The 21,078-nt window shown below is 60.2% G+C and carries 27 protein-coding genes; 6 read left to right on the plus strand and 21 right to left on the minus strand.

What is annotated here, in order from left to right:
* From AAFH49_RS17260 to AAFH49_RS17280, 5 genes are all read right to left on the minus strand, one after another.
* The coding region (locus AAFH49_RS17260; protein ID WP_342300130.1) for a toxin-antitoxin system YwqK family antitoxin at window positions 1–641 on the minus strand (641 nt) is incomplete at its 3' end.
* A 249-nt stretch (window positions 642–890) separates the two neighbouring features.
* Complete coding sequence (locus AAFH49_RS17265; protein WP_342300132.1) at window positions 891–1,109, minus strand: hypothetical protein; 219 nt, start codon at window positions 1,107–1,109, stop codon at window positions 891–893.
* A 147-nt stretch (window positions 1,110–1,256) separates the two neighbouring features.
* On the minus strand, window positions 1,257–1,775 hold the full coding sequence (locus tag AAFH49_RS17270; protein WP_342300133.1) for a hypothetical protein: 519 nt from the start codon (window positions 1,773–1,775) through the stop codon (window positions 1,257–1,259).
* A gap of 49 nt (window positions 1,776–1,824) precedes the next feature.
* Window positions 1,825–1,989 carry a DUF3606 domain-containing protein gene (locus AAFH49_RS17275; protein ID WP_342300134.1) on the minus strand — a complete coding sequence of 55 codons (165 nt, stop codon included), beginning with the start codon at window positions 1,987–1,989 and terminating at the stop codon, window positions 1,825–1,827.
* A gap of 54 nt (window positions 1,990–2,043) precedes the next feature.
* Window positions 2,044–2,583, minus strand: a complete 540-nt coding sequence (locus tag AAFH49_RS17280) for a contractile injection system tape measure protein (protein ID WP_342300135.1) — start codon at window positions 2,581–2,583, stop codon at window positions 2,044–2,046.
* Between the two features lie 160 nt (window positions 2,584–2,743).
* Here AAFH49_RS17280 and AAFH49_RS17285 point away from each other — a divergent pair, with 160 nt between their 5' ends.
* From AAFH49_RS17285 to AAFH49_RS17295, 3 genes are all read left to right on the plus strand, one after another.
* Window positions 2,744–4,192, plus strand: coding sequence for an FG-GAP repeat domain-containing protein (locus AAFH49_RS17285; RefSeq protein WP_342300137.1), 1,449 nt, complete (start codon window positions 2,744–2,746; stop codon window positions 4,190–4,192).
* 92 nt (window positions 4,193–4,284) lie between these two features.
* Window positions 4,285–4,518 carry a hypothetical protein gene (locus AAFH49_RS17290; protein ID WP_342300138.1) on the plus strand — a complete coding sequence of 78 codons (234 nt, stop codon included), beginning with the start codon at window positions 4,285–4,287 and terminating at the stop codon, window positions 4,516–4,518.
* A 156-nt stretch (window positions 4,519–4,674) separates the two neighbouring features.
* Window positions 4,675–5,331: a toxin-antitoxin system YwqK family antitoxin gene (locus tag AAFH49_RS17295; RefSeq protein ID WP_342300139.1), complete on the plus strand. Its 657-nt coding sequence runs from the start codon at window positions 4,675–4,677 to the stop codon at window positions 5,329–5,331.
* Between the two features lie 524 nt (window positions 5,332–5,855).
* On the opposite strand, the gene AAFH49_RS17300 is transcribed toward AAFH49_RS17295, so the two are convergent.
* Entirely contained in the window at window positions 5,856–6,362 is a 507-nt protein-coding gene (locus AAFH49_RS17300; protein WP_342300140.1) for a hypothetical protein, read from the minus strand.
* Window positions 6,363–6,468: 106 nt separating this feature from the next.
* Between AAFH49_RS17300 and AAFH49_RS17305 the strand changes: the two genes are divergently transcribed.
* Window positions 6,469–6,756: a DUF7710 domain-containing protein gene (locus AAFH49_RS17305; protein ID WP_342300141.1), complete on the plus strand. Its 288-nt coding sequence runs from the start codon at window positions 6,469–6,471 to the stop codon at window positions 6,754–6,756.
* Between the two features lie 124 nt (window positions 6,757–6,880).
* Here AAFH49_RS17305 and AAFH49_RS17310 read toward each other — a convergent pair whose 3' ends face one another.
* The 9 genes from AAFH49_RS17310 to AAFH49_RS17350 all read right to left on the minus strand — a co-directional run bounded on the left by AAFH49_RS17310 (window position 6,881) and on the right by AAFH49_RS17350 (window position 15,508).
* On the minus strand, window positions 6,881–7,447 hold the full coding sequence (locus AAFH49_RS17310) for a hypothetical protein (protein WP_342300142.1): 567 nt from the start codon (window positions 7,445–7,447) through the stop codon (window positions 6,881–6,883).
* Window positions 7,448–7,964: 517 nt separating this feature from the next.
* On the minus strand, window positions 7,965–9,083 hold the full coding sequence (locus tag AAFH49_RS17315; RefSeq protein ID WP_342300144.1) for an ABC transporter permease: 1,119 nt from the start codon (window positions 9,081–9,083) through the stop codon (window positions 7,965–7,967).
* Window positions 9,084–9,224: 141 nt separating this feature from the next.
* Window positions 9,225–10,337 (minus strand): ABC transporter permease, encoded by a 1,113-nt coding sequence (locus AAFH49_RS17320; RefSeq protein ID WP_342300146.1) that lies wholly within the window; start codon window positions 10,335–10,337, stop codon window positions 9,225–9,227.
* A gap of 72 nt (window positions 10,338–10,409) precedes the next feature.
* Complete coding sequence (locus AAFH49_RS17325) at window positions 10,410–11,198, minus strand: ABC transporter ATP-binding protein (protein WP_342300147.1); 789 nt, start codon at window positions 11,196–11,198, stop codon at window positions 10,410–10,412.
* On the minus strand, window positions 11,179–12,132 hold the full coding sequence (locus tag AAFH49_RS17330) for an ABC transporter ATP-binding protein (protein WP_342300148.1): 954 nt from the start codon (window positions 12,130–12,132) through the stop codon (window positions 11,179–11,181). The genes AAFH49_RS17325 and AAFH49_RS17330 overlap by 20 nt, the downstream gene beginning before the upstream one ends.
* Before the next feature lie 67 nt (window positions 12,133–12,199).
* Window positions 12,200–13,108 carry an HlyD family secretion protein gene (locus AAFH49_RS17335; RefSeq protein ID WP_342300150.1) on the minus strand — a complete coding sequence of 303 codons (909 nt, stop codon included), beginning with the start codon at window positions 13,106–13,108 and terminating at the stop codon, window positions 12,200–12,202.
* Between the two features lie 13 nt (window positions 13,109–13,121).
* Entirely contained in the window at window positions 13,122–14,387 is a 1,266-nt protein-coding gene (locus AAFH49_RS17340; protein WP_342300152.1) for a TolC family protein, read from the minus strand.
* A 77-nt stretch (window positions 14,388–14,464) separates the two neighbouring features.
* A complete protein-coding gene (locus AAFH49_RS17345; protein ID WP_342300154.1) occupies window positions 14,465–15,073 on the minus strand; it encodes a TetR/AcrR family transcriptional regulator in 609 nt (202 codons plus the stop codon).
* 156 nt (window positions 15,074–15,229) lie between these two features.
* Complete coding sequence (locus AAFH49_RS17350) at window positions 15,230–15,508, minus strand: hypothetical protein (RefSeq protein WP_342300156.1); 279 nt, start codon at window positions 15,506–15,508, stop codon at window positions 15,230–15,232.
* Window positions 15,509–16,065: 557 nt separating this feature from the next.
* Between AAFH49_RS17350 and AAFH49_RS17355 the strand changes: the two genes are divergently transcribed.
* Entirely contained in the window at window positions 16,066–16,413 is a 348-nt protein-coding gene (locus AAFH49_RS17355; RefSeq protein WP_342300158.1) for a hypothetical protein, read from the plus strand.
* Window positions 16,414–16,557: 144 nt separating this feature from the next.
* On the opposite strand, the gene AAFH49_RS17360 is transcribed toward AAFH49_RS17355, so the two are convergent.
* On the minus strand, window positions 16,558–17,118 hold the full coding sequence (locus AAFH49_RS17360; protein WP_342300161.1) for a hypothetical protein: 561 nt from the start codon (window positions 17,116–17,118) through the stop codon (window positions 16,558–16,560).
* Between the two features lie 128 nt (window positions 17,119–17,246).
* Here AAFH49_RS17360 and AAFH49_RS17365 point away from each other — a divergent pair, with 128 nt between their 5' ends.
* Window positions 17,247–17,999, plus strand: a complete 753-nt coding sequence (locus AAFH49_RS17365) for a DUF6794 domain-containing protein (protein ID WP_342300163.1) — start codon at window positions 17,247–17,249, stop codon at window positions 17,997–17,999.
* 300 nt (window positions 18,000–18,299) lie between these two features.
* Here AAFH49_RS17365 and AAFH49_RS17370 read toward each other — a convergent pair whose 3' ends face one another.
* From AAFH49_RS17370 to AAFH49_RS17390, 5 genes are all read right to left on the minus strand, one after another.
* Window positions 18,300–18,614, minus strand: a complete 315-nt coding sequence (locus AAFH49_RS17370) for a hypothetical protein (RefSeq protein ID WP_342300164.1) — start codon at window positions 18,612–18,614, stop codon at window positions 18,300–18,302.
* 89 nt (window positions 18,615–18,703) lie between these two features.
* Window positions 18,704–19,231 (minus strand): hypothetical protein, encoded by a 528-nt coding sequence (locus tag AAFH49_RS17375; protein WP_342300166.1) that lies wholly within the window; start codon window positions 19,229–19,231, stop codon window positions 18,704–18,706.
* A gap of 68 nt (window positions 19,232–19,299) precedes the next feature.
* A complete protein-coding gene (locus AAFH49_RS17380; RefSeq protein ID WP_342300168.1) occupies window positions 19,300–19,797 on the minus strand; it encodes a DUF6896 domain-containing protein in 498 nt (165 codons plus the stop codon).
* Between the two features lie 426 nt (window positions 19,798–20,223).
* Window positions 20,224–20,388 carry a DUF3606 domain-containing protein gene (locus AAFH49_RS17385; protein WP_342300170.1) on the minus strand — a complete coding sequence of 55 codons (165 nt, stop codon included), beginning with the start codon at window positions 20,386–20,388 and terminating at the stop codon, window positions 20,224–20,226.
* A gap of 91 nt (window positions 20,389–20,479) precedes the next feature.
* Window positions 20,480–20,686, minus strand: a complete 207-nt coding sequence (locus AAFH49_RS17390) for a hypothetical protein (RefSeq protein WP_342300171.1) — start codon at window positions 20,684–20,686, stop codon at window positions 20,480–20,482.
* Window positions 20,687–21,078: the final 392 nt, after the last annotated feature.

Raw genomic sequence — 21,078 nt, forward strand, 5'->3', positions numbered from 1 at the left:
ACCGAATGCCGACCACGCGTGGGGCGGCGGATGAGGAACCGGGTGCGGGAATACACGCCTTTCGTGCTGTCTACCCCGGTCGAAGGACGCAGCACTTTTACATTCACCGCATCAGAACGCCGGTTGCCCAGCACCACTTCAAAGGCGTAATCTTGGCCTTCGGGCAACGTGTCGCGGTCCGTAATGAAAAAAGGACGGGTGTACGTGGTGTCAACCTGTCCGTTCGGACGCCACACCCCGAAGTCCACTCGGCGCCCCTGGTCGTTGTACGCAATCATTTGGCTCTCTTCGCCATTGGGGTGATACGAGCGCGTCGTGTCCCGATGGATGCTTCCGTACCGGAACCCCTTGTTTTTAAGTTGGCCAGTCGGGTAATAAAACCTTTCCGGCCCAAACCGTTCTCCGTTTTTCCAGGTCTCGGTGGACTCGAGCTGCCCGCTGGGGTAATACCTTTTTACCAGTCCGTCAAGCCGGCCATGGCGATAAGGCAGAACGTCGCTTGGCGCGCCGTTTTTGTAAAAGTATTTCGCCGTGTCATTCACCAACTCTTGCCCATCAAGGGGTGCCCGGTATTTAACCTCCCCCGTGGGGTAGTATTCTACCTTTACCTTTTCGCGCGGCCCGCATGCGGGCAGTAGCAAAGTTGTTAGACGGAATAGCGTGCGGATTATTCGTCCCATAGCTTGGTTAAGCAAACGGTCGTGGCTGTTGCAGAGCTCAGCGCGACCCTTGTAGGCCAGGTTCCCACGAGCCGAACCAAGCGAAAAAGCCGTAAGAGGCCCTTTTTACAAAAGCCGACCAGCGCGACAATGCCGTTTTCGACTGGTCCACAGGGTTCTGCAACAGCCACGGTCCGAAGGCTAAAAGGTGGAGTTCGCCGATGCTTGACCCTATTTCGGCTTTCGGTCTAATCGGTCGAAAAACTTGAGCCCAATCAGAAGGGGACTGCCAACCATCAACAACAGGCCCACCAGGTACAAGGCCCCAAAAAGGTTGCGCAGCATCCCATTGTCCACCAATTGCAGCTCGCCAATGGAGCCTACCAGGAGCAGGACGAGGCCCGTTACAAAAAGCAGGAACAGCTTAACGAAAGAGGGGAGCCACGGCATAAAGCGTTCGCAGGCAGAAAAAGACCAAGTGCTAAGGTAGGTCCAGGAGGCTAATGCCGCAAGTACAGCCAAAGGGTCCGAAGGTAAACCAGCTCTGTTCAGTTGAAGAAGGATTTTATAAGCATCCCCCTTTATTGAAGCCCTTCCCTACTTCGTGCTCCGGTTGACGTGAGTCAAAGGGGCGAAAAAGAACCGGCCTTCTTCCTCAAATTTAATCCGGTAGAATACCCGCTCGGGTTGCAGCTTCTCCCCGCTTTTGGCCACGGGGTGCTCGGCGAAATCCGTCGTGATGCTGATAGTGGCATTGCGGCCCGGGAAATACATCGCTGGGTACTCCTCGCGCAGCATCTCGCCCTGTATCGGACAATACCAGTCCTGATACCAAATATTGACTTGAATTAGGGAATCCTTTAACTGCGGAAAGCGCAGCTCTTGGCCAACAGGCTTGACGAGGAAGGTATCCCGCGCAGTCATCAATTCCAGGTGGAGCGTGTTATCAATGGTCGCTTGGTCGGCGACCAAGGAATCGATAAAGACGGTAAGGTTGGAGAAGCCCGCTATGTAGTGCGTGCCCGCGTGTTTGGTGTTGCAGGAGGTTCCCAATCCAGAGAGAAACAACAGCACGACGCAAACAAATAGGGGAAAGCGAAAAGGATAAGCAGGCATGGAGTCTAAATAAACGGTCGAAGTAGCAGCATCTATTGCGGGGCCGTTTTTACCGCTGCAAGTAGGCCTGCACGTCAGCAGCCAGCGGCCCGACGGCGAGCACGGCGTTGCGCAGGCGGGTTTCGGTGCAGTTCAGGGTTTGGCACCAGTAGTTGACTTCCACGGTGGAAGCCAGGTTGACGCGCGCGGCATCGGCAGGGGGTGAAGGGAGCATACCAGCTATACGCAAGCGGGCGGAAAAAAAAGAGGGCATTCAAGAAAACGGTGGCTAGCGCCAATTGACGTAGAGCGGGCGTGTCATCCACGGCAGCTTGATCAGGGCAATCGACCAGGGGCGCTGGTCGAGTAGGATGTCAAGGGTTTTGGTTTCGACGGTCAGCGTCACACGATCCGGGAACCAGGTCAGCTTGCCGGCCCGCTGCAAGAAGGTCTCCCGTAGGCCGGCGATGCTCGTGTTTTTCAGGACTTCCCACCGACTCAGCACGGCGCGGAGCAAGTCTTCGCCGGTGGCTTTTTCGGCGTCCGTCAAGGCGGGTTCGCCCGCCAGGGAGCCGCCCGGTTCCACGCCGCACAGCAGTTGGTTGAGCAACAGCCGGGACGCGGGCGGGGGTTCTTCGCCCGTTGCCAGAAACTGCAGCAGGTGCACCGCCCGCGCGGCACGGGCAGCGTCTTGGAACTGCTGCTGCGCCAAGTAGCCCAGGCGCTCGAAGAGCGTTGGCAGAAAAGGCCAGAGCAGGACCAAGCCCGCGTTGGCCAGGGCGGCTGCTTCGGCCGGCTCGGAAACAGGGGCAGGGGGACGGAAAGACATTCGGGTCGGCAAGTAGGATGGAAGAAGTCCCGGTAGGAACCCGATTACAAGTTCAAAATAACGGTCGGAAGGTAAACGCGCTCCATTCACGCAGAGGAGGACCGGCCCATTTGCAATCCCGGGAGCGGCCACTTTTGGGTTTTGCGCGTAGCTTGTCGGCATGAATTACTCCTTCCTTGGCCCCCTGCTGCTGGCTGGGCTAGCGGCCCAGGCGCAGGCCCCGACGTTTGCGCCCGTGGTGGCGTACCCTTCCGGCGGACTCAGCCCGTACGGCCTCGCGCTCGCCGACGTCAACGGCGACGGCCGCCCCGATGTGGTCATCGCCAACACGTACAACAGCCTGCTGGGCGTGTTGCTGGGTAACGGCAACGGCACGTTTCAGCCCGTCGTTACCTACGCCACCGGCGCGGGCACCAGCCCCCGAAACGTAGTGGTCGCCGACGTGAACGGCGACGCCCGGCCGGACCTGGTGTTTGCCGACATTCAGGGCGTGGGGGCCGTCGGCGTGCTGCTGGGCAACGGCGACGGCACGTTTCAAGCCGTCGCCCGCCTGACTTCCGCCCCGGGGCTCACGGTCGACTACGTCGCCGTCGGCGACCTGAACGGCGACGGGCGGCTCGACGTGGTCACGGCCTCGTTCATGGCGGCGGCGAACGGGGGCGCGGTGCAGGTGCTGCCGGGCAACGGCAACGGCACGTTCCAGGCCGCCCGCGCCTACGCCTGCGGCAGTGCCTTCAGCTTGGCCCTGGCCGATGTCAACGGCGACGGCCGGCTGGACGTGCTGACCGCCAACTTCTTCGGCGATTCGGCGGGGGTACTCCTCGGCAACGGCGATGGGTCCCTGCAAGCGGAACATTCCTGCAGCACCGGCCCGAACAGCACGCCCTACGAAGTGGCCGTTGCGGACGTGAACGCGGACGGCCGCCCCGACCTGTTGACGGCCAATTACGGCTCCGATGCGCTGGGCGTGCTGCTGGGCAACGGCAACGGCACCTTCCAAGCGGTGGCCGCCTACAGCACGGGCCCCGGCAGCACCCCGGCCGGGCTGGCGGCGGCGGACCTCAACGGCGACGGCCACCTCGACGTGGTGACGGCCAACTTCGGCACCGATGCGCTGGGCGTGCTGCTGGGCACGGGCACCGGGACCTTCCAGGCGCCGCTCACCTTTGCCACCGGCAGCGGCGCGGGGCCGCTCGCCTCCCCGTTCAACGTGGTGGCCGCGGACGTGAACGGCGACGGCCAGCGGGACCTGCTGGCGGCCAACTACACCAGCGCGGCCGCGGCGGTGTTGCTGCAGACCACGCCGCTGGCCACCCGCTCCGGCCTGCCCGGGGCCCGCGCCACGCTCGCCCCCAACCCCGCCGCGGAGCACGCCCGGCTCGCGCTGGCGGGCTTGCCCCCGGCGGTGGTCGCGGTGCAGGCCACCGTGCTCGATGCCACGGGGCGCCTCGTGGGCTCCTACGCCCTGCCGGTGGGCCACGGCGCCGCCCAGGCCGAACTGCCAACGGCGGCGTGGGCACCGGGGCTGTATATCGTGCAGTTGCGCGCCCTGGGCATGGGCGGTGCCGTCGTTGGCCAGCTGCCCGCCGCGCGGCTGAGCGTACCGTAGCGGAAGCTGTTCACTTTAACGGTCCGAACAGAATAACGAGCGTAATTTCAACTTTGTCCTCTTGTTCACTTTGATGCCCTGTGGTCCCGCGTATGAAAATAACGAGCACTCGAACCATCACCGACAAGGAAGGCTACGAAGCCATGCTCTACACGCTCACCGCCTATTGGCAAGCGACGAACTCCACCGATTTGACCGACATTTTAAGCGGCGGCGAATACCTTGCCCCCGACATCCCCGCCGATAGTGCCTTTTGGGCGTACTGGCAGGAGGCCATCGAAAAGGTTCGCCGGGAGGGACCGCCGCCGTTGAAGGTGCTGAGTTAACCCCAAATGTAAAGCCGCCTGTTGTCTGCGTTCACGAAAAGGGTCGTGCCCTGAACGCGCTCTGTTCAGTTGAAGGAGCCTTTAGACGAAAATGCAGTTACCTGCTACCTTACGCGCAGCCTAACCCCAACGACCACCTGTATCACGCCGCCGTCGATGACCTTCCTGTTGCTGTTGTGGTCCTTCAGGGCAGTGCTTTTCACCGAGTTGGTTTCCGTCCGTCCGGCGCGGTGCGCGGCCCATGGCCCGGCGGTGCGGGCCGATACGCTCACCGGCCAGGTGACGACCCGTTACCCGTCCGGGAAAATTAAAGAAGTCGCCACCTACGCCCACGGCCTGCGCCACGGCTTGGCCACGGGGTACAACCCCAACGGTGACCTGCACCACGAAGCCCATTACCAAAACGGGGAGTTGGACGGGCCGTTCCGGCTTTACCGGAAAGGGTACCTCTTCCAGGAAATTTCGTACCGCGAGGGCCGCTACCACGGGCCGTGGGTGGCGTACCGCAAGGGCCGCAAAACCATCGAAGCGCCCTTTGCCCAGGGGCAACTGGACGGGTGGTACTACGACTACTACTACCCGAGCGGGCGCATCCGGCGCAAAGCCTTCTACCGGAACGGCACGCTGGTATCGGGCGAATACTGCTACGGAAAGGACGGGTACTTGCAGTACGAGTTGATTAAGGCCGGGCCAACCAACCCCCACAATCGGCTCCTCGAGCAAGTGTTCTACGACCAGAGCGGCCGGGTCATCCGCAGCAAGTTCATCGACACGTTTCCCGTCACCACCTACCTGTTTGGCCTGCCGCGTTGAGGCGCATTTTCAGCGTGGCCACGGCCGGCCTTCACGGTTTACTTGAACGGTCCGAAGGTAAACGCGCTCCATTCAATCAAACGAGTGGTACCCTCACATTTTCTGGCCTTATGGGAGCCAGCGGGGATAGCGTGTTTTAGCATCCCGCCAAGACCGCCCCGATACGTCGTGTCTCGGGGCTGGGCCAACGCCGCCCGCCGCCCGTAGCACAGCAATCGTGGCATCTACTAAGTAAGAGCTCGGGAAGGCAAAGGAATTAACGCGGTAGCCCCGCTGCCCGTCCTGCTCAATGGAATCGAACCATAACAACTCGTTGTCCATGGCCGGGCAGGTGTACATGTCCACTTCTTCGTCGTATGCCAGACCCTCACCGGCCAAAGAACTGATGCGGTCGATAAGGACCGAACAGGCCGGTGGCTCATCCGGAAATAAGTATTTCAGAAGTAACATGCTACTCATAAGCCAAAACGCTATCGAACGAATGATGTGTTCACTAAAATGGTGAATTAATCAGCGCAGCACGGCTACCAATGTGCTAAGGCCACGCGCAGGCGGTGCTGCATCCGGTCCAGTTCGGGGTGCGGCCCGGGTACTTCGCGCAGCACCTGCTCCAGGTCGGAAACGGTCGCGTTGTCGAACCCCGCACGGCCGATGGTAAACGCCCAGAGGCGGTACGCGAGCCCGGCCGGGGTGGGGCGCAAGGCCAGCCGGAAGGTGAGGCGGCAGACCTCTTCGGTTAACGGTAACTCCTGGTGCGCCCCCGTCGGCAGGCCCGCGTAGGTGCGCGCTTCGGGAGCCCGCCATTCCATCAGCCCGTGGTCTTGGGTTTCGTTGAGCCGGGTGTGGTACCAGCGCCGGACCAGGGCTGCTCGTTCCGCCTCGGTGCCGGCTTCCGCCGGCCAGGGCAGCACGCCCTCGAAGGCGATGGAGTCGGTGCCCGCCGCGCGGGGCCATTCGTAGTGCGTGGGCTGGGCCGCGGCCAGAAAGCCGTGCAACAGCAGCAGGGCAAGCAGGAGCAGGCGCCAGGTCATGGCCGAAGGTACTCGGCTTTCTGGTTCAGCGAAACGGTCCGAAGATAAACGCGTCATTGTGTAACTGCCGTAGGTTTGCGCCTTCTCACTCAGCTGAAAATAAACAATGGAGCAAGAGGATGTCGATTCCGGCGTTTGGGTCTTTCACGGCGCGGGCGGCCGGTTTGCCAGCGGGGTGTTCACCACGCGTGACAAGGCCGAGGCGTGGATTCACCAGCACGACCTAACCGGGGTGTTAACGCGCTACCCCATGGACCAAGGCGTATATGATTGGGCTCAAGAAAAGCAGTTGTTCCAGCCCACCAAGCCGGAACACACCGAAGCCGCCTTTATTCAACGGTTTACCTCGGGCAGCCAAGAGCACTACCACTACGACCCAAACGACATCGGATGAATAACACGCAGCCGTTCGCCAAAACGGTCGTGCCGTAAACGCGCATTGTTTGGTGAAAGGAGGGTTTCAGGAGCAGTGAACGAGGCTCACTTCATTTACCTTCCGAGCATATTATCAAACATGCTTAGTTTCTCTGTTTCGAACGCGGTTTATCAGGTGTTTCCGGAAAAGCAACACGCTGGTTACCGGCAAAATCCTTCGAATAGAAGCGGCGCAAAAACCGATTATTTCGGTACTCGGTATGCTTCACCACCAGCGTATCGGTCCGGCTGCCGTGAGCAAAGAGCACTTCCGATGCTCGCTGCAGCGAATCCCCTGGGTACGCCTCTTCTTTGTCATTGTACGTGTCGCTGACCAGGCGACCATCCGGCTGGAAGTAAGTGGTCCGCAAGGTGCCGTAGTCGTGCAGGCTCATGAGCCTGCCGCTGCGGTAGAACGTGCGCCATACCCCCGTCCGGCGGTATTCTACTTGCCCGCCTGCGGTCCTGATCCCCAGCAATGGCCCCGCTTGCCAGACCCGCCTCGGAAAAGGATAATACAACACCATTTCCTCCGTGCGCGAAGTCCCGGGCAACACGCCGAGCGTGACGGCGGGTGGCAGGGAAGGAAGCAGGACATGGCCCGGCAAGCGGACGCAGGCCGTAAAGCAGAAAAGGCCAAGTGCGCCCCACAAGGCATAAGCTGAGCGCATAGCAAACATGTGCGTAGTTCAGGAAAAGGGTGGTGCACTAAACTACTCCATTCATTCAAAGGAGCGGTTCCATAAAAAGTCCCGTCTAACTTGTCCGTTTTCCCACTTCACTTGCGATGACATATCTACTCGTGCGTTCCGTTCTGTTTTGCCGCTTGCCTTGTGACTGCTCGTCGGCTGCCAGCGCCGTCCAGCAATGATGCCCCTCAAGCAGGCGAAACCGGTGCTGCAAGCGGCAGCAGGATAGAACAACTCCCAGCGGATGCAGGCCACTGACTGGGGCATTAAAAAGCATTCCTTGTCAGGACCGGGCCCGCTGGGCCATGAGGCGCGCTCTTGCCAAAAGCAAACGCCTGGGCCGGGCGCACATTACCTGCCGCTAACAGTTCCTGCCCGACCCGACGCTCGCTTGGCGGTGCGTCCACGAGTCATGACCTCGCCTAGAGACTACGCCCCTTCCCTGCGGGAATTTTGCGTTAAGGCGAACAACAATCCCCTTGCTACCATCCGTGGAGCATCAGCCAGACGTTTTGCGGTAGCGCCAAACGGCCAGCGTGTTCACCAGTACGGCCATGCCCAGCAGGGTGAGCACGGGCTGGAGGACGTCGCGCAGGGTGCTGCCCTTGAGCAAAATGCGGCGGGCAATGTCGATAATGTAAGCCAGCGGGTTGAGGCGGTCGAAGGCGCGGGCCCAGGCCGGCATGTACTCGATGGGCGTGAACAGCCCGCAGAGCAGAATGAAGATTATCAGGAAGAAAAAGGCCACGAACAGCGCCTGCTGCTGCGTTTCGCTTACCGAAGAAATGAGTAGCCCCAGCCCCAGCGGCACCACCAAAAACACGGCCATGATGCCATAAAGCAGCGGCACGCTCCCCACCATGGGCACGTGAAACAGAAAGCGCGCCAGCAGCAGCCCAATGGTGAACTGGTACAGGCCGGCCGCCCAAAACGGCAGCAGCTTGCCCAGAATAAACTGCCACTTGCGAATGGGCGTCACGTTGAGCTGCTCGATGGTGCCGATTTCCTTTTCGCGCACGATATTGAGCGTGGTCACCATCATCACAATCAAGCTGATAATTTCGACCAAGATGCCCGGCACCATGAAGGTTTTGTAGTTCAGTAGCGGGTTGTACCAATAGGCCGGCACCACTTCCAGGCCGCGCACCTCACCCACCGCGGCCGCCACCGTGGCGGGCCGCACCTCGCCCTGGTAGGCCTGCACAATGCCGGCCGCGTAGGAGCTGGCCAGGCCTGCCTTTACGTTGTCGAGGGCATTAACAAGCAGTTGTACCCGCGCCTGCCCGCCCCGCACCAAGTCGCGCTCGAAGTGGGGCGGGATGACGAGCACTAAATCGGCACGGCCACTGAGCAGGTCCTGGTCGGCGGCCGCGCTGCTGGGGCGTACCTGCACCAGCCGGAAATAGGGCGTGTACTGAAACTTGTCGAGCAGGCGCCGGGCCGCGGGGCTGTGGTCCTGGTCGACCACGGCTAGGTTCAGGTTCTTGATTTCGTAGTTGGCCGCGAACGACAACAGCACCAGCTGCACGATGGGCGCCACCAGCAGCAAGGCCAGCAGCGTGCGGTTGCGCCGCAGCTGCCGCACTTCTTTTTCGATGAGAAACCAGACGGTACGCATAGTGAGAGAGCTGATAATTTTAGAACGTCATGCCGAGTGCAGCAAAGCATCTCGCTTGTGGTAGTAATTGAATCGTTCAACGAAGCACGCGAGATGCTTCACTGCGCTCGGCATGACGTGCTGGCAGGTGCGGGTCAGAATTCACGCCAAGCGGTTTTTCAACGAGCCCAGCGCTAGCAGCAGCAGGCCGCCGGCCATGCCGATGAGCACCGCCGTTTCGCGCCAGAGCTCGCGCAGGCCGAGGCCTTTTATCATGATGCCTTTCAGGATAACGATGAAGTAACGGGCTGGAATGATGCGTGAGATGGTTTGCAGCGGCAGGGGCATGCTCTCAATCGGAAACAGGAAGCCGCTGAGAATGAGCGTGGGCAGCAGCAAACCCAGCATGGAGGTGAGCATGGCGGTTTGCTGCGAGGCGGCCCGCGTCGAAATCAGCACGCCCAACGTGAGGGCCACCAAGATGTAGAGCAGCGTTTCGCCGATGAGCAAGGCCAGGCTGCCGCGCTCCGGGATGTGCAACACCCACACGCCCAACGCTAAGATGATGAGGCCGTTGACGAAGGACAACAGGAAGTAAGGCAGAATCTTCCCAATGATGATGGGCAGCTGCCGCATCGGCGACACCAGCAGCACTTCCATGGTGCCGGTTTCTTTCTCGCGGGCAATGGTGATGCTGGTGAGCATGGCCGACACCAGCAGCAGAATCAGGGCCATGGTGCCGGGCACGAAAGTATAGGCCGCCTTTAAGCCGGGGTTGAAATACAGGCGGGCCACGGCCTCTACCCGCGGGCCGGGGCTGCCCGCCCGGCGCGGCGCAACCTCCTGCTCATAGCTGCGGATGATGGCCGTGGCGTAGTTTACCAGGCTGATGGCCGTGTTCTGGTCTGAGGCGTCGGCCACGAGCTGCACCTGCGCGTGGCCCAGGTGGTCGAGGTCCTGGGAAAATCCCGCGGGGAATACTATGGCCAGCTTCACGTGACCCTGGCGAAAAGCAGCGGCCACGTCAGGGTAGCTGCGGGCGTAGTCGCGCAGCCCGAAATAGCCCGACGAAAACAGCCGGTTTTGCACCTGCCGGGCGTGCACCCCGTGGTCGAAGTCGAGCACGGCCACGTCGGCGTTTTTGATTTCGTTGGTAAGCGCGAAGCCGAACAGCGTGACCAGTGCCACCGGCATCCCAAAGAGAATAAGCAGCGTGCGCGGGTCGCGGAAAATGTGGTAAAACTCTTTCCGCACGAACATCAGGAAGGCTTTCATGGGGGCTGATTAGCTGAAGTGCTGTGATGAATTATTCCTGGTCGTCATGCTGAGCTTGTCGAAGCATCTCTATTACTCCACATTTTTCGCCCCTCGCGCCAGGTGCAGAAACACCTCGTCCATGGTGCCCACGGCGAACTGCTGCTTGAGGCCGGCGGGCGTGTCGAGGGCTTCGATTTTGCCATCGACCATGATGCTGACCCGGTCGCAGTACTCGGCCTCGTCCATGTAGTGGGTGGTGATGAAGACGGTGACGCCGCGGGCGGCGGCTTCGTAAATCAGGTCCCAGAACTGGCGGCGGGTGATGGGGTCGACGCCGCCGGTGGGCTCGTCGAGGAACACCACGGCCGGGTCGTGCAGCAAGGCTACCGAGAAAGCCAGCTTCTGCTTCCAGCCCAGCGGCAGGCTGCCTACCAGCGTGTTGCGCTCGGCTTCTAGGCCCAGGCGCTGGAGCAGGGCGTCGGTTTTTGGGCGGATGGCGGCCGTGGTCTGGCCGTACACGCCGCCGTAGAAGCGGATGTTTTCACGCACGGTCAGGTCTTCGTAGAGCGAGAATTTCTGGCTCATGTAGCCGATGTGCTGCTTGATAAGCTCGGCCTGGGTGAAGACGTCGAAGCCCGCCACCGCAGCAGCGCCTTCGGTGGGCCCCAACAGGCCGCAGAGCATGCGCATGGCCGTGGTTTTGCCCGCGCCGTTGGCACCTAGGAAACCGAAAATTTCCCCCGCCGCCACCTCGAAGCTGATGGCATTCACGGCCACGAAGTCGCCGAAACGCTTCGTAAGCTTCGCGCAGGTGATGACCGGGCCGGCCGCTGCGGTGCGGCCGGCACCGGCGACTACGTTACTGGGCTGCTGGTTCATGAGGCTCAGGGTTAGCGGGTTGCTGTTGCGTGAGCAACTCCATAAAGGTGTCTTCGATGGTGGCCGGCACCGGCGTCACGGCCACGTCGCGGTGGCCCTTGCCGGTGAGGTAGGCTGTGAGGTGTGCTGTGGCTTCCGCATCGGGCCGGGCCAGGCTCAGGTGGGCGGTTTCGCCAAAGGCGTAGCAGCTGTGCGTGCCCGGATAGGCGCGCAGGTCTTGCAGCAGCGGGTGCATGCGGGCGGCCCGCACCGCATACAGCGGCCAGGGATAGGCCGCGCGCAGGGCAGCGGGCGTATCGACGCGCAGCACCTGGCCGGTTTGCAGCAGCGCCACCCGCTCGCAGCGCGCGGCCTCGTCCATGTAAGGCGTGGACACGACAATGGTGATGCCCTTGGCCTTGAGCGTGCCCAGCATGTGCCAGAACTCCTGCCGCGACACAGCATCGACGCCCGTCGTAGGCTCGTCGAGCAGCAGCACTTCGGGCTTGTGGATAAGGGCGCAGCACAAGGCCAGCTTCTGCTTCATGCCCCCCGACAAGGCCCCCGCCCGCCGGTCTTTGAAGGGCGCCAGCTGCTCGTAGATATCGCGCACCAGCTCGTAGTTTTCTTGCACCGTGGTGCGAAACACGGCCGCAAAAAACGCCAGGTTTTCCTGCACCGTCAGGTCCTGATAGAGCGAGAAGCGGCCCGGCATGTAGCCCACCACGTTGCGAATGGCACGGAAGTCGCGCACCACATCGTGCCCGGCCACGGTGGCGGTGCCCGCATCGGCCAGCAGCAGCGTGGCCAGGATGCGGAACAAGGTGGTTTTGCCGGCTCCGTCGGGCCCGATAAGGCCGAACAGTTCGCCCGGCTCCACGGTCAGGCTCACGTCGCGCACGGCCGCAGTGGTGCCGTAGGCTTTGCTGATATTGGTTAATTCGACGGCGGGCATGGCGGAGTGGTAAAATGCTGAGGTGGCGGGCAGTGCGTTAGAACGTCCTACTTTTATTCCCTGGTTTTTAAAACAGCACGTCCGCCGGCATGCCAATTTTCAAGCTGCCATCATTCGGCACGGCTATTTTCATAGCGTACACCAGGTTCACCCGGTCTTCTTTGGTTTGGATGACTTTGGGCGTGAACTCCGACTTGCTCGAAATCCACTGCACGCGGCCGGGGTACTCGCGGCGCTTACCGCCGGGCGCGTCCACCAACACCTTCACGGCTTGGCGCAGCTTCACGCGCGTGAGTTGGTCGCCGGCCACGTAGGCCCGCAGCAGCAGCGTTTTCGTGTCGCCGATTTTGTAGAGCGGCTGGCCGTAGCTCACCACCTCGCTGGGTTCCACATACACCGTGAGCACGGTGCCCGCCACCGGGTTCAGCACCCGGCTTTGGCGCAGCTGGTCGTTTACCTGGCGCACCTGCTCCTGCAGCGGGGCCGATTGCGCCGCGGTGCCACTGGCCTGCGTGCTCAGGGCCGAGCGCTGCGCGGCCAACTGCTGGCGGGCAGTGGCAATCTGGTAGTCAATATCATCGAGCTGCTTGCTGGGCACGGCATCGGCTTTCACCAAATTCACCACGCGCCGGCGCTCGCGCTGCAGGTTGGCCAGCTGCTGGGCCAGGGCACCGAGCTGGGCCGATACGTTGGGCGTTTGCTGGCGCACGGCGCGGGTGCTGGCCTGCAGCTGGCGCTTGCGCAGATAAAGCTGCGTGGTGTCGATGACGCCAACTTCGCGGCCGGCGGGCAACTCGTCGCCTTCGGCCACGGCCAAGCGCAAGAGCTGGCCCTGGGCCTTGGCGGCCACCACGTATTCGGTGGTTTCAAAATTGCCGGAAGCATCGAAGCGGGGTTCTTCGGATTGGCAGCCGATGAGTAGGAAGCCGGCCGCCGCGCTCAGCGCCGTCGGGAGAGAAAGCAGGGAAATTTTCATGAAAGCGAGGTGATTAGCGCGTGGGAGAAGCGGACGGCATGGTGCCGCGGGTAGTTTGCTCGTCGGCCTGGGCTTGCAGCAGCTGCAGGCGGTGCAACTGCTCGTTGAGGCGAGCCAGGCTCAGGTTGTTGGCCTCGGTGAAATAGTCGCTGAAGCCGATGATGCCGTTGTCGAGCTGCACGGCGGCCGTGGCCTGGATTTTCTCGCGCAGGGCAATCAGCGCGGCGTCGGTCCCGAGCAGGGTCTGGTAGCGTTCCACGGCTGTTTGCTGGCCGGCGAGGGCCACGCGCTGGTTTTGCTCGAACACTGCCTGCTGCACGGCCACAGCCTCCTGCCCCAGGCGAATGGTTTCGCGGTCCTGGCGGCGCGTATAGTAGTTGCTCAGGTTCCAGTTGAGGCGCAGGCCGGCCAGGCCGTAGCCATGAAAGTCGTTGCGCAGGAAATCGAGCGTGGGCCGGCCGTAGCCCACCTGCCCAAACGCACTCAAGCGGGGCGCCAGGCGGGCATCGCTGAGCTTTTGCTGCCCGGCCAACAGCGCTTTTTGCTGCGTGTACAAGGCCAATTCGGGCCGGGGCGCGGCCGGGGGCAGCTCGGCAGGAGTGGTCAGGCGGGTGTCGGACGGCAGGGGCTGGCCCAGCAGCTCGCCCAGCTGGCGCAGCAGGCCGGCGCGGGTGGTGGCCAACTCGCGCAACTGTTGGTTGAGGTTCAGCACTTCGGCATCGAGGCGGGCCACGTCCTGGCCGGTGGCCACGCCGTTGGCGCGACGGGCCAGCAGGGCCTTGCGGCGCTGCTGCAAGTCGGCACGCAGGCCCTGACGCAGGCGAGTGGTTTCCTCACTAAGCAAGGCACCGAAGTACAGGCCGTTCACCTGCTCGCGCAGCCGATGCAGGCTCACTTCTACCTGCTGGTTGCTCACCTGGCTGCTCAGGGTTTCCAGTTCCTGCTGGCGGCGGGTGGCGCCCCCATCGAACAGCGTCTGGCTGGCGTCGAGGGTCAGCCGGTACTGGTCTTTGGAAAGCGTTGGGATGTTGATGCCGGGCGCTTCCAGCGGGATTTTGGTTACCTCGCTCTGGTAGCTCGCCTGGCCGTTGATGGCTAGCTGGGGCAGGCGCAACTGGGTGGCCAGCCGGGCAGTATTGTTGGCAGCTTGAGTGTCATTCAAGGCCTGTTGCCGTCGTAGGGGAGCCTGTACCGTTGCCAACTCGTAGCACTGCGCCAGCGTCAGCACAGGACCAGTGGCGGCAGGCGCCACTGGCTGCCCGAGGACCGCGCGGGTCATTAGGCAGAGGACGAATGTTACAATTTGTTTCTTATCCATGCACTTTAACTAATTGGTTAACGAGTGGGCAAAAAATATTAAACCTGAATGGCTCGGATGATAAATTCCGCCACCTCGATGCGGCGGCTTTCCATTTCGCGTTCAAAATCAGCGTCGGACAAGCCAAGCGCGACCTGAAAAACGGGCTTGCCGAGGAAGGGGAAGATGAGCATCGACATCATGTTCATCAATAGCTGCGCAGAGCTTACCGGGCGAATTCGGCCCTGTGCTACGGCTTCGTCTACCTGCCGGCGGAACTTGTCGAGGTGAGGCTTCTCGTGCGCCACCACGTTGCGGAAGAAAAACTGCGGGTTGCGGTTTACCTCGTTCACAATGAACAAAGGCAGGAAGCTGTTGCGGCTCACGAAAGTGAGGTACTGGTCCACGGCCTGCCGGATTTTGTCGAAAAGGTCCTGGTCCGTTTCCAGAATGGCCATTACCCGCGGCAAAATCACGCCAATGGCCCGGTCGATAATCAACGCCGACAGCTTTTCCTTGCTGCGGAAGTAGTAGTGCAGCAGCGCTTTATTAATGCCGGCCCGGTCGGCAATTTCCTGCATGCGCGCGCCCGCCAAGCCCTTTTCCAGAAACACTGCTTGGGCAGCTTCTAGAATCAGTTCTTCGGTGGAAAGCTTCTGTGTATCCATTGAGCAGGTGGTTTAACTATTTGGTTAAGATACGGCAAATATGCGTGGTATTCAGCATATCCAAAAATCCAATGCTTGGATATGCAGTTGCTTTATGTACTGGTGTCTACCTAAACGGTGGTAGCCTAAACGCGTTGTTTAACGTGAGGGGGTTCGCTACCAAGGGTAGTCCTTGATGACGCGCGTATTGGCGAAGCTGCCTTCCGTGATAGCACCTTCCGTTGGACTGGTCGCGGAGAAGGTGCCGGAAAACAAGCCGCGACCCGTTTCGGTGAGGGTTGCGTGGGCGTTTTCGTAAAAAACGGGCGGGTCGTTATCGCCTTTGAGGTAGAGGATATATTTGAGTTGGTAGGGGCCCGTTGGCTGTCCCGCTGGCCTCTCAAAGTCTACGATAAGGCTGGGGGCGTCAGGTTCTGGCTGCGAGAGGCTAGTCAAGGAAACGGAAACCAAATCAAACCGCTCGCCCCCCGTCTCCATGCCGCTGGTCGTAACGGCTGCTTGGCACTCTACCCGTTGGCCAGCGAGTTTGTAACCGGAGGATTCCGCGCTAACCGTTGAAACTAGGTCGTCTTGGGGCGTGCAGGCCAAGTTGCTCAGTAAGAGCATAGCGGCGAATATATGCAACGCATGAAGGGCTGCTCGCATAAAAACTAGTTTGTTCACTTTAACGGTAGCAAGGTAAACGCAGCAATTCAGTTGAAGGAGCCATTTTGTTTTACATGTTCTGGCCGGTGCCGCTCGCTACAGGGCAGTTCTTTATGATTTAAGTCCGGCCAAGCACCTTGATACTAGTCAAAAGAAGGCAGTTGGCCTGTACTTTTGACAACGACTTATCCCTCTTCCTTTCGACGATGGCCACTTCTTTACACTGCTACCTGCTCGCGCTTGCTACCCTCGCCTTCGCTGGATGCGGCAAGTCCAGCGAACCCGTTCCCAAACAGCCCTCAGCGCGGGAAGTGCTGCTGACGACGCCTAATTGGAAGTTGTCGAGCATGATAGAAGTCCAAACAGCCCCCTCGGGCACCACCGTTACCAACGACGTGCGGCCTTACAACGCCACACTGCCGTGCGCGCAGGACGACTATACCCATTTTAATACGGATAGGACGGTGGTCGTGAACCAGGGACCCGTTAAATGCTCGCCTTCGGGCGCGCAGACCTCTAGCGGAAAGTGGGAATTCGCCTCGAATGAAACGGAAATGCTTTTCGACCCGGGCACTCCCCCCGATATTCATTACCGGATACAGGAGCTCACGGCCACGACGTTATCCTACGTGGAAACCAGTGTTTCCGTAAGTGGCACCCAGTTCGTTCGCACGACCACCTACACGGCTTTGTAGAGGGAAACGAGCGGCTTACGCAGCCTCGTGGGTAAGCCCATGCGGGTTGAGTTAGCTGTGGCCCTGATGCTGGTCGATAGGAAGTGGCAGAATGCCTCGACTGGTGGCCAATCCGCGAAAACGGTCCGAAGGTAAACGCGCGCATTATTTCCTTGCCATTTTGCCCGGCCCTCGTTTCGTGAGCGGGAGCTTCTCCAGCACGTAAACCACGCGGACGGAATCCACCCCGGGCAATGTATCGGGTGTAATAGCCGGCCCAAAGTCGGACGGGGCTTTTCGCCGAAAATGCCGTGCGTAATTGGCGGCGGCTTCTTTTCGGGTGTAGAACCGGCCCTGCATCGGGCGTTCCAAGGGCGCCACGTTTACTTTTTGGTTGTTGAAGGGGTACTCGCCTGTGCCTTGCGCTACCGGCCGGGCCCGGCGGTATTTTCCTGTCGGTTTTACCGGAGCGGTGCTGCTGTACAGGGTCGAAAAGTAGATGCCTGGGTGGCGCAGCAACCCCTGAAACGAGAGGGTATCCAGCACCGGCACCAAGGCCGCTTCCATCACCAACACGTATTCGGCTTCCGCAACGGGGGAGTTCAATCGGAAGTAAACTTCCACGGGTGCTTGGAAGTGGACTTGGTTGTCCTGCCGAGTCACGGGAGCCATCTGCCCCCTGGACGGCCATGGAAAGAACATGAAAAGCCAGAGCAATCGATACATGAGGGCAGGGGGAACACCTAAAGGTAGATAAGGCCTGTTTCGCGTTTAAGAAAAGGGTCCGAAGGTAAACGCGGCAATTTCAGTTGAAGGAGGGTTATGTTGCGCTAAAGTATTTTGGACTTTTTGCCATGAAACGCTTAGCCCTACTCTTGCTCGCCTGCTTCCTCGCCGCGACGGCGCTGGGCCAGCCGCTCTCCAAAGCGGACCAGAAGTACCAGCCTCGGACCTTGGAGGCGGCCGTTGGGCAACTGCAGAAAATCCACAGCGATTCGCTCAAGCAGCGCATTATCGCTCAAACGGAAGCCGAATTCATTGCCCGCGCCCACTTCGGGGTGGGGATGTGGATGCGCAATAATTGGGGCCTGTGGCGGGGCGGGCCGCTGGCCCAGCACTTTCACACCCTGGGCATTTACCACCCGGACGACATGTCGGGCGTTATCCTCACCTGCTATTATCGGACCTTGCGCGGGCAGGACTGGCAACTGGACCAACAGGTCCAGTTTTACCGCGACTACTGGCAAGCGGCCGCGGTGCACGAACAACGTTGGAAAACCGACCCGGCGTACCGGGCCACGGTGCAGGCGCAACAGGATTCCGCCCGGAGGGCGCACGAGAATAAGCAACTCGAAACGGAGAAAGCCACGTTGCATCCGGGCGCTCACTTGCGGGTCTACATCGACTACCAGTGCGGCCTGCTGCCCATGGGCGAACGCACGCTTCTCGAGGGAACGGTGGTGCAGTGGGTGGGGAACGACCTGGACATGAAAATCACGCGTTACGTCGACGCCCGTAGAAAACGTCGGGTCATCAAGTGCAACGCCGTAACAAACGACACCGTACGGCTGCGGTGGCACCAGAATTACGTCCGGGCGCAGACGTAATCAATGGAGGCGGCTACGCTCCATCCTTGCGCAAGCCGATTGAAGAAGTTCACTTAAAGGGTCGTGGCTGTTGCAGAACTCTTAGTGAAGCCGCTAAAGGAGTGGTCGACGAGCCGACTTAAGCTAAAAAGGCGCTTAAATGGGCTTTTTATGCGCGCATCAGCGCGCATCTAGCTAGTTTCGGTACCGAGCAGGGAGTTCTGCAACAGCCACGGTCGGAATCGCAAAACGAGGATAAAGGTGCTAGGTTAGATAGCGAGATAGCCCAAAAACGAAAGGAGGCAAGCAAGTCCAGCGGCTTTAACCACCCACCTTCGTGAAGCCTCCCATTCCATAGCCCCATATCGACCACGCTCCAGCGAGGAACACCGCCGTTAACAAGGCGTACACGAGGGTTAATCGTGGCTGACCAGTGTTTACGGTTTGTATAAAGAGCAGGAAGTTGGCAAAGGGAAAGGCCCATGTAGCGACCAGGAACACCCCTAGTCCCCCCAAACCAAACTCGCGACGGCCGTAGGAGTTGACTTCAGCCCCCAAGTAAATGCCCGCCACCAGCAAGCCCAGTAGCAGAAAAAGGCAGCCATTGAGCAGAAGCGGTTGGCGGTAAGAGGTCATACTATCGGGCGTCAAGTGCTTAGCGAAAGATAGGGTACATCAAATAGGAGGGTTCAGGTAATCTTCTTTCGTCTGCTCATGACGCCGGACTAGGTAATCCACACGAAGATTTCGCGTTCGACGCGCCCCTGATACACTTGATAAATGTTCCCTTGGTAATAGCGCGAGGGCTTCCCGTTTTCAACGCCGGAGCGTTCCACGTAATAATAGTGCCGGCCGTCCCGGCCGTCGCACTGGGCTGAGAAAGCTAAGAAGATGGCATTCGGCTCGGTTCCGGACGCATGGAGTTGCGTGCGCAACGCTTGCCATTCCGCCGACGCATTGGGCGTGGCCAAGCACTCCGGCCGCACGGCGAGACGCAGGGCCGCATCCAGGTTGGTGCGGATGTGTTCGGTGCGGCCGATGAAGTTGGAGGCATCCGTTTCCTCGCGGAACCGATGAAAACGAGCGGGCACCACTACCACGAAAGGGCCGTGAAGGCCATCGCGGCGGATAATGTAATCGTAGACCAAGCCTACCTCGGTGGCGCCGTGCGGGGAATAGGGTTCACACCCGCTGCTCAGGCCAGCCAGCACGAGGCAGGCGCTGGTGAGTAGAAACGCAGTTGATTTGGCCATGAGTAGAAAAGATGGGGCCTCAAAGAAAGGGGCTTCCGTTGTTCACCCAAACGGTAGTCCAGCAAGCATCACGAAGCACCGTCTTGGTCGGGCAGGCGCAACGTGACCGTTGGCGGATGGAGGGTCCCCAGGTCTGCCGTGACAAAGTAACGTCCGTCATGCGCCGAATACACGTGCCGGGCCAGCACGCCTTCTTTCGCCAGTGCACGAAGCCCCTGCTCTACTTCTTTGTCGCTGGTCAGCAACGGATGCTGTGCCTGTACGGCCGGGTTGTCTTGCAGAAAATTGAGTAAGAACCACGCGTCAATGCCCGTGCATCCGCCCTCTTTGGCGTAATCAAAGTCCACTTCGCACCCGGGCATGAGCACCAAACAGCCCGTGCCATGGAACGCATACCGCACGCGCTGTTGTGCATCCAAGTACCCGGCCCAGGTACCGGGGCTCTCCTGGTGCCGCTGGAAGCCGGGGTCTTGGGCCGATTTGGCATTTAATAAGTTCACGGCCCGAAACACAGCTGCTTGGTAGGCGTGAATCAGTTCGAGAACTTGTTGCTTAACTGTGGGCATCGGACAGGTTATGGCTTGTTCAAGAAAACGGTCGTGGCTTGAACGCGCTCCAGCAAGGCAAATGAGAGTACCTTGGTCGTCATGGGCTGGACCGTTGTATTAGAAGGGGAACACAAAGACCCGATTGCTTGCCTTAGCGCCGATTTTAGGACAGGCGTAAATCTGGACCAAGAGGCGTTTCGGTTGCTGTGCTACCTAGACCCCTACGGGGACACGACGTTCAACTGCCTGCAAACACCGGATTTGCTTCGGGACCTGGCCCTGTTACTGGTGATGGAGCCCAACCCGTTGGGCGACGAACTCATCGCCTTGGTAAACCGGAGCCAAGAGGAGGTACACCTGTATGTATGCTTTTACGGGGACTAAGCCCTGTTTGCTTTGTTTACGCAAAGGGTCGAAGCAGTAGCAGTTATTGCGGGGTCTTTTTCAACGTTGCAAGTAGGCCTGCACGTCGGCGGCCAGCGGCCCGACGGCGAGCACGGCGTTACGCAGGCGGGTTTCGGTGCAGTTCAGGGTTTGGCACCAGTAGTTGACTTCCACGGTAGAAGCCAGGTTGACGCGCGTGGCGTCGGCAGGGGGTGAAGGGAGCATGCCAGCTATACGCAAGGGCGCGAAAAAAACGGGAGTGTTCAGCTAAAACAGCGTTACAAGGTTCTTCAATTGGGTTGCCTTTGCATTTCCCTTACAACATCTTCAGGGGTGAGAAAATGTAAGGGAATAGCAGTAACGCCAGCAGGGCCATGATGATTAAGATGGCCATGCGCTTTTCGCCCTTTGCTCGGACGGCGACCACGATGAAAACAATCAGGTAACCAAGCGCGCAGGGGATGCCAATGACCAGCGCACCCAGTAAGCCGATAGAGTCGAGTTGGTCAAGTAGTAAGGGCATTTATAAAAATAGGGAAACGCAAGGAGGCCGGAGTCAATTCGCCAAAAGCAGGTTCAGCGAAACGGTCGTGGCTGTTGCAGAACTCTTAGTGAAGCCGCTAAAGGAGTGTTCGACGAGCCGACTTAAGCTAAAAAGGCGCTTAAATGGGCTTTTTATGCGCGCATCAGCGCGCATCTAGCTAGTTTCGGTACCGAGCAGGGAGTTCTGCAACAGCCACGACCCTTTTCCTGAACTACAGCTGTCATGTCTCCAAGGGGCTACGTGGCCACCATGCCGCACCCGTTCTACGTGCGCACGACGCGGGCCAGGTCGCCCGGGCGGTATCGCCCGCGCCCGCCCCATCCGGACCCGCTCACGTAACGCGAACGTAACCCGGTCGAACGGCTCATCAA

It is taken from the genome of Hymenobacter segetis (assembly GCF_038448715.1).
In the GTDB taxonomy this organism is placed as follows: domain Bacteria; phylum Bacteroidota; class Bacteroidia; order Cytophagales; family Hymenobacteraceae; genus Hymenobacter; species Hymenobacter segetis.